The 13,222-nt window shown below is 61.9% G+C and carries 15 protein-coding genes; 2 read left to right on the top strand and 13 right to left on the bottom strand.

Features of this window, described 5'->3' with window-relative positions; translation table 11 throughout:
* The first annotated feature begins 141 nt into the window (after positions 1-141).
* Positions 142-2,970: an ATP-binding protein gene (locus OYW20_RS07375; RefSeq protein ID WP_268800044.1), complete on the top strand. Its 2,829-nt coding sequence runs from the start codon at positions 142-144 to the stop codon at positions 2,968-2,970.
* Positions 2,971-3,201: 231 nt separating this feature from the next.
* Here OYW20_RS07375 and OYW20_RS07370 read toward each other — a convergent pair whose 3' ends face one another.
* From OYW20_RS07370 to OYW20_RS07310, 13 genes are all read right to left on the bottom strand, one after another.
* Positions 3,202-4,248: an EscU/YscU/HrcU family type III secretion system export apparatus switch protein gene (locus tag OYW20_RS07370; protein ID WP_268800043.1), complete on the bottom strand. Its 1,047-nt coding sequence runs from the start codon at positions 4,246-4,248 to the stop codon at positions 3,202-3,204.
* Positions 4,249-4,272: 24 nt separating this feature from the next.
* The gene (gene sctT / locus OYW20_RS07365; RefSeq protein ID WP_268800042.1) at positions 4,273-5,085 is read right to left on the bottom strand and encodes a type III secretion system export apparatus subunit SctT; all 813 of its coding nucleotides are present in this window, start codon (positions 5,083-5,085) and stop codon (positions 4,273-4,275) included.
* Between the two features lie 6 nt (positions 5,086-5,091).
* A complete protein-coding gene (locus OYW20_RS07360) occupies positions 5,092-5,361 on the bottom strand; it encodes an EscS/YscS/HrcS family type III secretion system export apparatus protein (protein WP_037010118.1) in 270 nt (89 codons plus the stop codon).
* 4 nt (positions 5,362-5,365) lie between these two features.
* A complete protein-coding gene (sctR, locus tag OYW20_RS07355; RefSeq protein WP_268800041.1) occupies positions 5,366-6,019 on the bottom strand; it encodes a type III secretion system export apparatus subunit SctR in 654 nt (217 codons plus the stop codon).
* Positions 6,016-7,047 carry a type III secretion system cytoplasmic ring protein SctQ gene (gene sctQ, locus OYW20_RS07350; protein WP_268800040.1) on the bottom strand — a complete coding sequence of 344 codons (1,032 nt, stop codon included), beginning with the start codon at positions 7,045-7,047 and terminating at the stop codon, positions 6,016-6,018. Before sctQ ends, sctR begins: the two co-directional genes overlap by 4 nt.
* Positions 7,044-7,517: a hypothetical protein gene (locus OYW20_RS07345; RefSeq protein WP_268800039.1), complete on the bottom strand. Its 474-nt coding sequence runs from the start codon at positions 7,515-7,517 to the stop codon at positions 7,044-7,046. The genes sctQ and OYW20_RS07345 overlap by 4 nt, the downstream gene beginning before the upstream one ends.
* A gap of 16 nt (positions 7,518-7,533) precedes the next feature.
* Positions 7,534-8,793 (bottom strand): FliI/YscN family ATPase, encoded by a 1,260-nt coding sequence (locus tag OYW20_RS07340; RefSeq protein WP_268801075.1) that lies wholly within the window; start codon positions 8,791-8,793, stop codon positions 7,534-7,536.
* A 65-nt stretch (positions 8,794-8,858) separates the two neighbouring features.
* Positions 8,859-9,452 (bottom strand): type III secretion system stator protein SctL, encoded by a 594-nt coding sequence (sctL, locus tag OYW20_RS07335; RefSeq protein ID WP_268800038.1) that lies wholly within the window; start codon positions 9,450-9,452, stop codon positions 8,859-8,861.
* A complete protein-coding gene (locus OYW20_RS07330) occupies positions 9,449-10,099 on the bottom strand; it encodes a type III secretion protein (RefSeq protein ID WP_268800037.1) in 651 nt (216 codons plus the stop codon). The genes sctL and OYW20_RS07330 overlap by 4 nt, the downstream gene beginning before the upstream one ends.
* Positions 10,096-10,878, bottom strand: coding sequence for a type III secretion system inner membrane ring lipoprotein SctJ (gene sctJ / locus OYW20_RS07325; protein WP_268800036.1), 783 nt, complete (start codon positions 10,876-10,878; stop codon positions 10,096-10,098). The genes OYW20_RS07330 and sctJ overlap by 4 nt, the downstream gene beginning before the upstream one ends.
* 3 nt (positions 10,879-10,881) lie before the next feature.
* Positions 10,882-11,352 (bottom strand): hypothetical protein, encoded by a 471-nt coding sequence (locus OYW20_RS07320; protein WP_268800035.1) that lies wholly within the window; start codon positions 11,350-11,352, stop codon positions 10,882-10,884.
* Positions 11,353-11,361: 9 nt separating this feature from the next.
* Positions 11,362-11,580 (bottom strand): hypothetical protein, encoded by a 219-nt coding sequence (locus OYW20_RS07315; protein WP_268800034.1) that lies wholly within the window; start codon positions 11,578-11,580, stop codon positions 11,362-11,364.
* 51 nt (positions 11,581-11,631) lie between these two features.
* On the bottom strand, positions 11,632-12,219 hold the full coding sequence (locus tag OYW20_RS07310) for a type III secretion protein (RefSeq protein WP_268800033.1): 588 nt from the start codon (positions 12,217-12,219) through the stop codon (positions 11,632-11,634).
* Positions 12,220-12,430: 211 nt separating this feature from the next.
* Here OYW20_RS07310 and OYW20_RS07305 point away from each other — a divergent pair, with 211 nt between their 5' ends.
* The gene (locus tag OYW20_RS07305; protein ID WP_268800032.1) at positions 12,431-13,213 is read left to right on the top strand and encodes a tetratricopeptide repeat protein; all 783 of its coding nucleotides are present in this window, start codon (positions 12,431-12,433) and stop codon (positions 13,211-13,213) included.
* The last annotated feature ends 9 nt before the right edge of the window (positions 13,214-13,222 follow it).

Here is a 13,222-nt window from a genome sequence, read left to right as displayed (position 1 = left end):
ACTTGCGTGAACACTAAAAAGAGGCCATCGAATGGCTCAAAGAACCTAAACAGTAACCATCAGGCTGGATACTGCCGCACCCAGGAAACAAACAGGCGCGCTTGCCGGGCGCTTACAAGACCTCATTCCTAAAGGTACGCGATGAATTTCGACAGCCACATGTCCGAAAATGCACTCACCGAGGGCGGCCGTCCCGGTGTGGGCTTCGAGGACGCCATCTGTTTCGGCCCTTTTGTCCTATTGCCCCAGCAGCATCTGCTGTTCAAGCACGGGGAACCCGTCCCTTTGGGCAGCCGAGCGATGCTTTTGTTGATCGGCATGGCAACCCGCGCAGGGGAATTGCTCGACAAGTCCGAACTGCTTGCCCTGGCCTGGCCCAGGTTGGTCGTCGAGGAATGCAACCTGCGGGCGCAAATCCTGACATTGCGTCGGGCACTGGGTGACAACGCAGAGTTCGGCTGCATCGTGACCGTTCCGGGGCGAGGCTATCGTTTCGTCGCGCCGATCAGCGCGCCCCCAATGGCCGCCCAGCCGCCGCTGATTGGCCGAGAGCCGCCCGTACGGCAACCGGGCACCGAACAACAAAACACGATAATGCGACCTGTTTTTGGTCGGGATTCTCTGCTGGGGTTTCTCGAAACCCAGCTTGAGCTGCGTCGCTTCGTCACCATCACCGGGCATGCCGGCACCGGCAAAACCACTGTAGCCCGGGCACTGGCCGAGCGCATGTTGCCGCAGTTTCCTGACGGGATCAGCTTCATCGATCTTGCGCCGGTGAGTCGTGGTCAGCTGGTGCACGTGGTGATCGCCGCCGCCTTGGGCATCGACTGCACCACCGAAGATCCGTTACAGGTCATTGCCGGGAGTCTGGTGGGCAGCAAGACGTTGTTGATTCTGGACAACTGCGAACACGTTCTGGAAGACACCGCCGATGCGATAGAAACAATCCTGCGTAACGCCGCTTACTGCTCAGTGTTGGTGACCAGCCGCGAACCGCTGCGTGCCGAGGGCGAGTTCGTGCATGACCTTGCCCCGCTGGCTTTTCCTGCGCAGCAGACCGAACTCAGTGCAACACAAGCATTGGGCTTTGCGGCGATCGAGTTGTTGGTCGAGCGCATTGCTGCCCATGACCTGAGTTACGTTTTCAGCGATCAGGACGCTCAGGCCGCAGCTGCCATTTGTCGCAAGCTGGACGGCAATGCGCTGGCCATCGAAATCGCAGCGGCGCGGGTCAGGGCCTTCGGCATCAGTGAGCTGGTGGAAATGCTCGATGGCAGCTTCCGCCTGCAAATGACGGGACGGCGTACGGCGCTGCCCCGCCACCGCACGCTGAGTGCAGCACTGGACTGGACTTACGCGATGCTGTCGCCCCAGGAACAGGCGATGCTTCGGCAGCTGTCAGTGTTCAACGGACCTTTTACTTTGCGGGCTGTACAGGCTGTCATCGACATCGATGCTCAGGATTCGGCGCAACGGGTGGAAAGCCTGATGGACAAGTCGCTGGTCATTGCACTCGATCAGGGATCGGCAAAACGTTACCGGCTGCTGGAAACCACTCGCCTCTATGCAGCGCAAAAACTCAGCGATCATGTTGAAACCGATGTCACCGCGCTGCGCCACGCCAACTGGACGCTGAATGAACTCAAGACGTCGGTGCAGAACCTCGTCAAAACCACCCCGCAAGCGTGGCTGGCCCATTACGCCACGCAAGTGGACAGCGTTCGGGCAGCGCTGGAGTGGGCGTACTCCCCACGTGGCGACCGAGGACTGGCGGTGGAATTGACGCTGGTCAGCGTCCCGCTCTGGCTGCGTCTTACGTTGACTGGCGAATGCTATGACTGGGTCAGCCGCGGGCTGCAATCAAGCTCTGAGATAGCGCCCATCGAACAGCGCCAGCGCATGATGTTGCTGACCGTCTCCGCCAGCGTCATGGTGCTGACCTTCGGCGGTGGCGCAAAAATTCGTGAGGCGTGGTTGCAGGTCAGCGCCGATGCCAGGGCATTGGGGGACACCGAACATCAACTGCGCGCCTTGTGGGGCCAGTGGAATGACCGCAGTTGCGGTAACCAGTACGTCGCCGCGCTCGACCTCGCGGAGCAGTACGTGAATTTGAGCCGACGTTCCGAGCACGGCGAGCGTCAGTTGCTGGGCCTGCGGATGCGGGCCAACGCGCTGTTCCACATGGGCCGACTCGATGAGGCGCGGCATACGGTGATCGAAGCGCTGAGCTCACCGCTGTCGGCCAACACGCACCTGATAGACCTGCATTTCGATCAACGCATCGCCGCGCAGTCGCTCAAGGCACAAATTCATCTGTTACAGGGAGACGTCGGCCCTGCCCTGCTGACGCTTGAAAAGAATGTCAGTCAGGCCATCAGTCTCAATCATCCGGCCACGCTTTGGTACACGCTATGCCTCAGCGCGATCCCGACGACATTGCTGGTCGGGCAATTGCAAAAAACCCGCTATTACCTGGCGGTCCTGCAAGACAGCATGGCAGGCCATGAACTGTATCTATGGCGCCAGTTCACCCGGTGCTTCGAATATATTTTGCTGATTCGCCAAGGCGCCTACGAAGACGGCGTGCCCCGTTTGGGCGAAGTGCTGGAGCAATTGCAGGATCAGGGTGGCAGCCCGCTCTACAGCCTGATTCGCAGCGAATATGCCCAGGGGCTGGTAATGCTTGGGTTAGAGAAGCGGGGGCTGGAGATCATCGACCAAACCCTGCAGACCGCTCGCAACCGTGAAGAGCGGTGGTTCGTTCCGGAGCTGCTGCGCATCAAGGCGCAGTTGCTCCTCAAACAAGGACGAGCCCAACTGCCGCTGGCGCACCGCGTGCTGCGAGACGCGCAGCAAGAGGCGCACACACAGGGTGCGAGTTTCTGGTCGGCCCGCATCGCCGCAGACCTGGCGCGTTTGCAGGCGGCCGATTCACGGGAGTCGGATCTGGCATGTTCGAGCGGAAGCTGAACTGTGGAAGCGCAGGATTTGCTGCCGCTGCGCGGTCGGCCTCGACCCCGGCAGATCGTCCGAGTGCGGCCCAGACACAAGCCACGCTCCCACGCCTCCGGCAGAGTCGACATCCGGTGGCGCCGCATTTGGCCAAAATCAAACTCCCCAAGTACGCCGCAAAATCCTGTAGGAGCGCACGAGCAATGCGAGGCCGCGATGGGCTGCGCAGCGGCCCCAACACCAGACGCCTCAAATCAAACGCGCCGCCACCAGCATGTCGGCCACGGCCTGGAAGGTGTGGTCCGGCACGGGATCGCCGGGGACGGCGCGGCGCGCGATTTCGGCGGCCAGCTTGGGGTCCATGCCGTGGGCAATACCCAGCGCAGCGGCCTGCGCCAACAGCGCCGGGGCTTCCTGAGGTTCTGCGCGGCAAACGACAACCGGCACCGGCGTTTCGCCCCGCACATAGCGCACACCCACCACCCAACTGTCGGCCGTGCCGATCATCAAGGAGGCGCGCCCCAAACCCAGCTTGGTGGCCAGCGCTTGCATCTCTCGCCTTTGACGCTGGCGTTCGCTCTTGATCAACGGGTCGCCGTCCACGTCCTTGCGCTCGCGCTTCTGCTCGCTGAGGGTCATTTTCATGTCGCGTCCAAACAGCCAGCGCTGCATCAGCACATCAACGCCACCGACCAGCAGAAACGCCGCGAGTACGGTCAACATCAGCGGTTTGAGCACCAGATAAAACGTCGATTCGATGCACCCGGCACCACACCGCGATGACTCCATCAACGCCTGCAACGCATGGCGCCCGACCACATAAAACGCCAGCGCCAGCAACAGCAGCTTGACCAACCCCTTGAGGAACTCGACGAAGCTGCGCATCGAGAAAATTCGCTTGAAGCCTTCCGCCGGGTTGATGCGCTTGAAGTCGGGCTTGATCGGTTCTACGGAAAACACCACGCCACGCATGGTGACGATGTTGGTCAGGATCACCACCCCCACCGTGACCGACACCACCGGTAATGTGATGGTCAGCACCAGCTGTTCAGCGGTGTCCAGAACCCTTGGCCAGACCGTGTGAAACGGCTCGATATAGATCAGCGCGACCATGTCCAGCAGCGCCACAACCTGCGCCTGAGCCTTGGGCAACAGGATCGAAATGCATAACGTACAGAACAGGATGACCATCCCGGACACCAGATCCTGGCTCTTGGCGACCTGTCCTTTTTGCCGGGCATCACGCAGCTTCTTGTCCGTGGCCGGCTGGGATTTCTCTTCGCTGCTATCGCCCATGCAGGGCCTGCACTGATTGAAGGTTCACAGGGAACCAGCCAGAGTTTTTAGGAATTCCACAGTACCCCGAAATTCGCCCAACTGATCGAGCATCACCGGGATGAGGAAGCCGATGTAGATCACCATCAGCACAGTGAAGAACAGGTTTTTCACTGGCAGCGACATGTCGAAAATGTGCAGGCTGGGCGCCATCCGCGAGAGGTACGCCAGCATCAGGTCTGTGACCAGCAGGCAGATGATCAGCGGGGAGACCATGATCACGCCCACGCGCATCACCTGGTCGAGGATCGACAACACAGCCATGAGTGCCGAACTGGCAAACAGCGGCGTGAAGGCCGTGACCGGCCATAGCTGATAGCTGTGGTAATAGCCGTCGACCATCATGATGAAACCGCCGGACATGAAGAACAGCGCAATCAGCATCACCGTAAGCAGCGTCGCCATGACGCTGGACTCCCCCGAGGACAAGGGGTCGACTAACTGCGCCATGGTCGAGCCGCGTTGCAGATCGACCAGTTCCCCCGCCACCTCCGCCGCCCAGAACGGGATGCCGAACAACAGGCCGATGAGCACGCCGATCAACATTTCCTTGATCATCAAACCGGCGAGAAAAAAGCTGCCGTGCTCAGGCAGCGCCGTAAAAGACGCGAACACCGGAACAAACATCGGGATCGCGATCGCCACCGCGACACAGCCACGGATCATGCCCGTCAGCCCCAGTCGATTGAACGCCGGGGTGATGACCACCACACCCATGGCACGGCTGGCCGCCAGCGCCGCCGAACTGATGACCGGATACGCCACTTCAAGAAAGGCGTTGGCGACATTGGCATCCATACCGGGTCAGCGCGTCCACAACGGGAAGTTATCCAGCACTTCGCTGCCCAACTCCGCCACCTGGCTGGCGAGCAGCGGGCCGACGAATACGATCACCAGCAGCACAGCGACCAGCTTCACCACTTGCGGCAAGGTCTGGTCCTGAATCTGCGTGAGGGCCTGCAACAGGCCGACGCTCAAGCCCACAACAATTGCCACCCCCAATGCGGGTGCCGACAGCAACAACACCGTCATCAGCGCTTTGTTCATCAGCGATAGAAAAACGTCCTGCCCCATGAGATCACCCGTAGCTAAGAATCAGGCCGTGCATCAAGCGCGACCAACCGCTCAACGCGACGAAGAGGAATATCTTGAGCGGTATCGAAATGAGCGTCGGTGAGACCATCGACATGCCCATGGCCATCAACACGTTGGCCACCAGCAAGTCCACCACCAGAAACGGGATGTACAGCAGAAAGCCGATTTCAAAAGCGCGGGTCAGCTCCGAACTGACGAAGGCCGGCACCAGCACCACGAGGTCGTCATCGCGCAGGTCAGCGCGGGCTTCCGGGGACCAGATGGTTTCGGTGGCCTGAACGAAGAAGCCGCGCTCGCTCTCATTGGCAAACCGCGCCAGGTGCGCCTGCAGCGGCGGCCTGAGCGCATCACCGAATTCCCTGAGTTGCTCGACGTTTTCGATGTTCAGGTCGCGGCCTTCCACCTGCCGGTACATGTCCCCCATCAGCGGCGTGGTCACGTACACCGACAGAATCAGCGCGATGCCGTACAAGACCAGATTGGGCGGCGTCTGTTGCACGCCCAAGGCGTTACGTATCAGAAACAGCACCACGGAAATCTTCATGAAACCGGTCAGCGTCACCACCGCCAGCGGGATAAGCCCGATGGTGGCAACGACCAGAATGATTTCAATCAGGTTGGGCTGATAGCCATTCATGCGCTGGCAAAGCTCAGCAGACGCACACCCAGGCCGTCGCCGATTTTGACCAGTTGCCCCTGGCCGACGCGACGGCCATTGACCATCAAGTCAACGCCATCGTGCAGCCGTGGCGCCAGCGGCAGCAGACTCCCGGCCCCCAGTTCACGCAATTGCGCCAACGACATTTCCACACTGCCGACCTGACACACCACGGTCAGTGGCAACTCGTCCAGCGTGGCATCCGGGCTGGGCGCGACAGCAGTTTCAGTCATAGGGGCTTCCTTTAAAAAGTTCACGGCGGTCAAGGATTCAAGGAGGATCAGGGTGTCGCCCTTGCGGTCGGCTCGGGCTTGCAGTCGATGCGCCAGCACCAGCCGAACCTGGGCGGCAGGCCAGTCGTCGAGCATCAGCACATCGCCGGGGCGCAGACTGCGCAGCTCCGCCAGGCTCAACTGCGCCTCGCCGCTGTCAACCGTCAGCGGTACGCGAACCGCTGCCACAGGTTGAGGTGTCGGCGTGACGTATTGATCGATCAGTCCGGCGATCAAGCTCGCTGACTCGGCGTTCATGCGCAGCGGGAGCGTCCAGGGCGAGCCCTGAGCGAGCTGCACGCGCAGCATCAACGTCAACGGAAAGGCGGCAGAAATAGTTGCAGCATCAGCGCTGCCGGACTGATCAAGCACCCTGATCGAATGCCCGCTCAGTTGCTCCAGTGGCTCGATCAGGCTGAGCAACGCCAACTCCAACAGCATCGAGCCAGCCAACCCTTCGAGGGCTTCAGGCTCATGACCGGCCAGCCCTGGGGCTTCCAGCGCCTGAGCTGGCATTTGCAGCACCACGGTGGTCTCACCCAGCGCAAGATGAATATCGAACACCGGTTCGGCGGCCTGTATGGCCGTGCTCCATTGCACGCTGATGGGCTGGTCGAGGAACTGCCCCTGCCAAGGCTGGCGATGTTGATGAAGCCGGTTATGCAGGTCGGTCCACTGCGGGTCGTATGTCTGCAGCCAGTCCAGCGCCGAGGGCTCAGCCTCGCGACAGGTCATGCGACGCCCCCCGGCGCAGCCACAGGTATATCGTCGGCATCGTCCCGATGCTCTCCGGCCCGACGCTCACTTCGCAGCCGGTCATCGAGCAGGGACTCGCACGCCTCGGCCTGCCGCTGACGGGCCAGGCGCGCTGCACGAAACACCTCGCGCTCGCGCTCCTGGGCATCAAGGGTGTGCGCCGTCTGCTCGACGGACCCCTCCAGTTGTCGCTGACTGTCGGCCAGGTCATTCAACTGTTCCTGCGCCGCGTGCCAGGCATTGATCGACAACCCCTGGCTGAACGTGCCGTAGATTTTCTCGGCTTTGAGCGCGACGGATTCACGATGCAGGCGCAATTTCTCTTTAGCGTCATCAAGGGCATCGTGGGTGTCGCGGCAGCGCTGTTGCTGGGCGGCCAACTGGCTGGACGCGCGCTGTTCGCGCAACTGCCGCAACGCTTGCAGACTGCGTAAATCGTCGGTTTTCATTGAGCTTCCAACCTGTTCATGCCAATACCTTGCGCATCAGATTAAGCGTTTGCGCCGCGCTGCTCGGCTCGTTGGCTGCTTGACGCAAAAACCCTTCAATCGCGTCATGCCTCGCAATCGCCTCGTCGGCCAAGGGATCGCTGCCGGCCGCGTACTCACCCACGCGGATGAGCATTTCGATTTCAGTGCGCCGCGCCATGAGTTCGCGAATACGCATGGCCAGGCGCCTTTGTTCCTCACTGGACACCTGGTCCATCAAGCGACTGCGGCTGCGCAGCACGTCCACCGCCGGGAAATAGTTGCGCTGAGCCAGTTCGGCGCTGAGCACAATGTGCCCGTCGAGAATCGAGCGCGCTTCTTCTGCCACCGGGTCCATGGACGCATCGCCTTCGGTCAGCACGGTATAGAGCGCGGTGATGCTGCCGACCGGGCCGGGGCCCGCCCGCTCCAGCAAGCGCGGCAACGCGGAAAAAAACGACGGCGGGTAACCGCGCCGGGTCGGCGGCTCGCCAACGGCCAGTCCGATTTCCCGTTGCGCACGGGCAAAGCGCGTGAGGCTGTCCATCAACAGCAGCACATTGCGGCCTTGATCCCGGTGGTACTCCGCCAGCGCGGTGGCAACGAACGCCGCGCGTACTCGTTCGGCCGCCGGACGATCAGACGTGGCGACCACCGCGACCGTGCGCGCACGCGCCTGGGCATCCAGCTGCACATCCAGCAGCTCGCGCACCTCCCGGCCGCGCTCGCCGATCAGGCCAATGACGATCACGTCGGCATCGGTGTGGCGCACAATGCTCGCCAACAGCGACGATTTGCCCACGCCCGGCTCACCGAAAATACCCATGCGTTGCCCTTGGGCCAGGGTTAACAAGCCGTCGATGGAACGCACGCCGAGGGACATCGGTTTGACGATCAGTTGTCGGGAAAACGGCGCGGGGGGTTCTGCGTGCAGTGGGTAGCGGCGCATCACGGCCACAGGCGCAATGCCGTCGCCGTCGAGAAAGTCGCCCATGGGGCTGATCACCCGGCCCAACTGTGCATCCCCCACGCTGACGCCCAGGGTTTCGCCAGTGGCGATGATTTCGGTGCGGGTCGAAAGGCCCTGCATCGAGCCGATTGGCGACAGAATCGCTTCATCCTGCTCAAAGCCGATGACCTCTGCGGCGAGGTTGCGGCCGCTGCTCGGATCGCGCAATTGGCACAGCTCACCGATACGCACACCGGCAACGCTGGCGCGCAACAGCACGCCGCGAATACTGCGCACGGTGCCTTTCATCGGTCGCAGCCGGGCCTCACTCAGGCGTTCGGTCAGACGCGGCAGGATGGCGTGCAGATCAGTGCTCAAGTCGAGGGCTCCTCGGCAAACGGCAACAGGCTGCGGCGCAGATTGCTCAATTGCGCCTCCAGTCCCAATTCCACCGAACCGACCGGGCTGCTCAAGCGCGCCTGACCCGGCTGCAATTGATCGTCGGACTCGACCGTCAACACAGGCAAGCTATCGAGTTCTGATTTGAGGCGCCGCCGCACGGCATCAACCTCCAGCCGAGGCACGAACAGAGTCAAGGCCTGGTCCTGACGAAACGCAGTCAGCGCCTTGCGGGTGCAAGACACGACGCGCTCGGCATTGTCCATGTCATCGAGCACCTCGCGCACGATGTTCAAGGCCAGATCGGCCAGCGACGCCTCAAGGCCCGCCAGCCAGGTCTCGACTTTCAATGAGGTCTCGACCAGCAAGGCACTGACTTCCTCGGCACCCTGTTGGCGGGCTTTTTCGAAACCCTCCTGACGCGCCTGTTCCAGCCACTGCGTGCTGTCGTCACGGATGCTTTGCGCCTCTGAACGGGCAGCGCGCACGAAGGCATAGCCATCGATCCAGAGGTCTGCCTGCTCGGCGCGAAGAATGCGCGATGCAGGACGGGCGGGTAATTCACTCATCCGGGGATCTCCTCGGCGACGGGTTCAAACGCCGCAGCGGCGCGACGTACGAGGGTCAGGTCGGTGACCGCCTGCCCGCCGCTGACCGGAGGGCTGTCGAGGTGGGGAAGCTCAAGCCGCAGGCGCAGCCAGTCACGCAGGCCCTCGGGCTGATGTTGCAACCAGGCCGACACGCAGCGGGCGCCGTCGCGGTCGATGGCTTCGATCAAGTCGGCGGGTTGGCGCAACAGATCGGCAGCGCCCGCCAGCGAGCGGTGCGCCAAGGCCAGCGCAAACACATCGCTGCCCAGTGCCGTGCGCAACTGACCCACGACTTCGCTACGGATTTCACCGCTCAGGGTGGCTGCGTGCCAGATCGCGCCGCACGCACGCGGCAAGCGCTTGAACGCCTGCGCAGACAAAAGCAGCACGGGCAAATCCTGGTCATCAGGCGGTTGCACCTGACCCAGTGGCTGCAACTGAAAATGCGCCATCAACAGCTGCAACACGCGATCTTCAAAACGCACCGTCGTGCACAGCGCCCAGTGTTGTTGATCGGTCAGCGTCTGCGGCCAGCACTCACGCAGGTGTCGCGGCGCGACAAAGGCCAACGGCTGCTTGAGCAATGCCTGCCAGGCGTGTTGCTGATGACTCAACTCTGCCGTCATGCCGCATCATCCAGCACATACACCGCGTGAGCCCGGCGCCGCTGCCATTGCTGCCAGCCAAGCACGCCACCCAGACCCAGGGTGCAGAGCAGCAAAAGACCGAACATCAAGCGCGCCTGAGGGACGTTGTCTTCCAGCATCCATAACCCCAGGAAGCTCGCCAGACGGGGCTGAGCGCTGGCGCGGCTTTTGGCAACCGCAGCCTTGACCGCAGTCACCGAAACACCTTCGTAGCTCAGGCCGGAAATACCGTTGGCAACCAGGGTCTTGATTTGCGGGATCAACTGGTTGATGTCAGTGGCCGGGTCGTAACGCACCAGCACCGACGCCGAGGAAGGTGAAATCACTCGCTTGAGCAGGTCGTTGTCCGGCAGTACCACATGCACCCGGGCCGAGATGATGCCGTCGATTTCCGAGACGCTGTGCGACAGCTCCTCGCTCAGGGCATAGACCATTTGCGCCCGCTCCTGAACCGGTGAAGACACCAGACCATTGCTCTTGAAAACCTGACCCATGTTGGAAAACGACTGGCCCGGCAGGCCGGCGTCATCGAGCAGCGACATGGCTTGAGCAAAGCGTTTCTCGTCCACCACTACAGTCAGCTGGCCGTTGTCCTGAACCTTGCGCGAAGCCGGGACGCCATCGCGCAACAACACGGCAACCATGGCGTTGGCCTCGCGCTCGTCCAGGTTGGTGTACAGGTCAATGTCGCAGGCCTGCAATAACCCGGCGAGGGCGACGACGATCATCAAACGCACGGCTCGACAACGGTTGGGCATGGATTATTGACCTTTCAAAAGCGTGTTGGCTGAGCCGGAAATCTGCGTCGCGCCGCGTACCACCATCTGCGTTTCGATGGAGTAATCGAACATCTTGCCCAGCGAATGGACGATCTGATCGACCTGCTGCTCGCCGACTTTTTTAGCGGGCGCGCCATTGCTCGCCAGGTTCTGCGCAGACGCAGGTTTCTCTGCGCCGGCCGTCGCGGGTGTACTGCCCGGGCCCGAAGCAGCGCCGGGGGCAGAGCCGTTGGTCAGTACATCAGCGCGTTCGGAAAAACTTCTAGAACGGTCGATGAAGCCGTTCAGGCGCTCCATCAACCCATCGCCGATCTGATGGGGGCTGGCGCCTTCAGGCATGCCTTTGGCATTACCGGCCATGTGCTCGAAGAGGTTCTGAGAGCCCTGTAAACCACCGGGCCCTCCTGACGGCGGCAATGCCGCCGTGGCAGGTGCTGCGAGACTTGCAGTCATGGCGCTGGCCTATTCTTCGTCGTCTTCGGACGACTGGGCTTCGTTCAACATTTCCTGCGCCTTGGGCATGATGATGAACTGCCCGCCAATGGTCACAGCCTGAGTAATCAGGGCCTCGGTGAGCTCGTCATCGCTCATCTCGGTCTTGGACTTATCCACCGCCGCATTGAACTGCGCTTCCGGGGTGGTGGTGACGCTGGTGGTGCTGTCGATAGGGCTGACTGACATCGTATTGCTCCTTACCAGTGGTTTTAAGGTGCTGTTGTTTTTGCCGCAGGTTCAGTTGCTCGCTTCAGTGGTGACCACGCCGCCACGGAACACCCGCACGCCGCGCTCTCGCGCAACAGGCGTAGCGACGGGGCGTTGCTGGTGATCGACATGCTGTTGAACCATGTTCAGATAAGCCGGGGGGCCTGAGACGAACAGCTCGTCGCCATCGGGACTAGCCCGGGTGGACATCTGCTTGCCGTACACGTCCAGACTGGCCAGATAGTCTTCAAGCTGTTCGAGGTTTTGCGCTTGAGCCTTGAACAACCGCGTACCGGTTTCCGCGTCGGCGCTCAGGTACAAAATGTTGCCGTCGAAATACCAGCTCAGGCCGTTGGTATCACACAGCTGCGTGAGGAAATCCCCCGCCGATTCGCCCCGGACACTGCTGCGGGATTTGCCGCGCACCTTGTCCGACATGACCACGATCAGGCCCAGGTTGTGACCGAACTCTTCCAGTGCTGCGCGCACGTCCTGTTCGACCAGCACGTAAGCGTAGGGCTCGGCGAACCAGTTCGGATCGTCGCTGGCCGGCCCGTCTTCAGCCCGCACCCCCGTCGACGTCAGCACGGTCAGCAGCAGCCATAAGGTCAGTTTCATGAGGCTGCGTTCACCCATGGCGGCGGCCCCCCAACGTCGATTCAAGCCCGGTAACTGCAGGCGAAATCCCGCGCACATAAGGGTCGCTATTAGGCTTCAAGTGGATAAAATGGCGGGCCAGTCGGGCGGGCCGTTTCGAGCCAACAACCGCTGGAGCTTGTGCCACTGACTGATGAAATGCCCCGCCGTCCTCGACCAAAGAGCCTTGTCTATGCCCAGCCGTTTTGCCTCCACGTTGATGTTGCTCGCCGGTGTCACGATGGCGTCCTGCGCCACTCAGCCCGCCTCCGACAGCAGCTATGAACGCTTCATGCACCTGGCGGCTGATCTGGAAAGCCGTGGCGATACCGTGACCGCTGCCGGGCTTTACGAGAAGGCCACCCAGCAGCCGCAAGCGCAACTGGACGCCTGGCTGAAACTGGGCGAAATGCGACTGGCCAGCGGTGATGCGCGAGGTAGCGAGCGCGCCTATCAGCAAGCGCTGGAGCTTGCGCCCGACAGCGCCGCCGCGTTGCTGGGTCTGGGCACGGCGCAACTGCGTCAGGGCAAGCTGGACCGAGCAGTGACCGTGCTGACCCAGGCCAGTGCACAACCCAACCAACCCCAAGCCTTCAACCGGCTGGGCATTGCCCAGATATTGCGTGGCCAGGCCGACGCTGCGCAGGCCGCCTTCAGCAAGAGCCTCGCGCTGGCGCCCAACGATCTGGACACCCGATGCAACCTTGCGCTGGCCTACGCCCTGGGCGACAAGCCGCAACTGGCGCTGGACAGTATTCGTACGGTGAGCGAATCGGCGCGGGCGCTGCCCCGGCACCAACGCAACGAGCTGTTGATCACCGTGCTCGCCGGACGCGAAAAAGACATCCGGGCGCTGACGCTGGATGACATTCCCGACGCCGAGCGCAAAACGCTGCTCACCGAGGCCCGCCGCATCAAGGCGATCAAAGACCCGCAGGCCCAGGCCCGCGAACTGGGCCTGATCGATACCCACTGATTGCACGCC

This window comes from Pseudomonas sp. BSw22131 (assembly GCF_026810445.1).
Classification (GTDB): Bacteria; Pseudomonadota; Gammaproteobacteria; order Pseudomonadales; family Pseudomonadaceae; genus Aquipseudomonas; species Aquipseudomonas huanghezhanensis.
The sequence above is the reverse complement of the archived record's forward strand: the minus strand, read 5'-3'. Positions and strand labels throughout refer to the sequence as shown.

Coding starts and splice junctions, on each gene's coding strand:
- OYW20_RS07315 (WP_268800034.1), bottom strand. CDS start 11,580: ATGTCAGTCAGCCCTATCGACAGCACCACCAGCGTCACCACCACCCCG.
- sctT (WP_268800042.1), bottom strand. CDS start 5,085: ATGGATGCCAATGTCGCCAACGCCTTTCTTGAAGTGGCGTATCCGGTC.
- OYW20_RS07360 (WP_037010118.1), bottom strand. CDS start 5,361: ATGGGGCAGGACGTTTTTCTATCGCTGATGAACAAAGCGCTGATGACG.
- OYW20_RS07370 (WP_268800043.1), bottom strand. CDS start 4,248: ATGGGCGATAGCAGCGAAGAGAAATCCCAGCCGGCCACGGACAAGAAG.
- OYW20_RS07320 (WP_268800035.1), bottom strand. CDS start 11,352: ATGACTGCAAGTCTCGCAGCACCTGCCACGGCGGCATTGCCGCCGTCA.
- sctR (WP_268800041.1), bottom strand. CDS start 6,019: ATGAATGGCTATCAGCCCAACCTGATTGAAATCATTCTGGTCGTTGCC.
- OYW20_RS07345 (WP_268800039.1), bottom strand. CDS start 7,517: ATGAAAACCGACGATTTACGCAGTCTGCAAGCGTTGCGGCAGTTGCGC.
- OYW20_RS07330 (WP_268800037.1), bottom strand. CDS start 10,099: ATGACGGCAGAGTTGAGTCATCAGCAACACGCCTGGCAGGCATTGCTC.
- OYW20_RS07375 (WP_268800044.1), top strand. CDS start 142: ATGAATTTCGACAGCCACATGTCCGAAAATGCACTCACCGAGGGCGGC.
- sctJ (WP_268800036.1), bottom strand. CDS start 10,878: ATGCCCAACCGTTGTCGAGCCGTGCGTTTGATGATCGTCGTCGCCCTC.
- OYW20_RS07310 (WP_268800033.1), bottom strand. CDS start 12,219: ATGAAACTGACCTTATGGCTGCTGCTGACCGTGCTGACGTCGACGGGG.
- sctL (WP_268800038.1), bottom strand. CDS start 9,452: ATGAGTGAATTACCCGCCCGTCCTGCATCGCGCATTCTTCGCGCCGAG.
- sctQ (WP_268800040.1), bottom strand. CDS start 7,047: ATGACCTGTCGCGAGGCTGAGCCCTCGGCGCTGGACTGGCTGCAGACA.
- OYW20_RS07305 (WP_268800032.1), top strand. CDS start 12,431: ATGCCCAGCCGTTTTGCCTCCACGTTGATGTTGCTCGCCGGTGTCACG.
- OYW20_RS07340 (WP_268801075.1), bottom strand. CDS start 8,793: ATGAAAGGCACCGTGCGCAGTATTCGCGGCGTGCTGTTGCGCGCCAGC.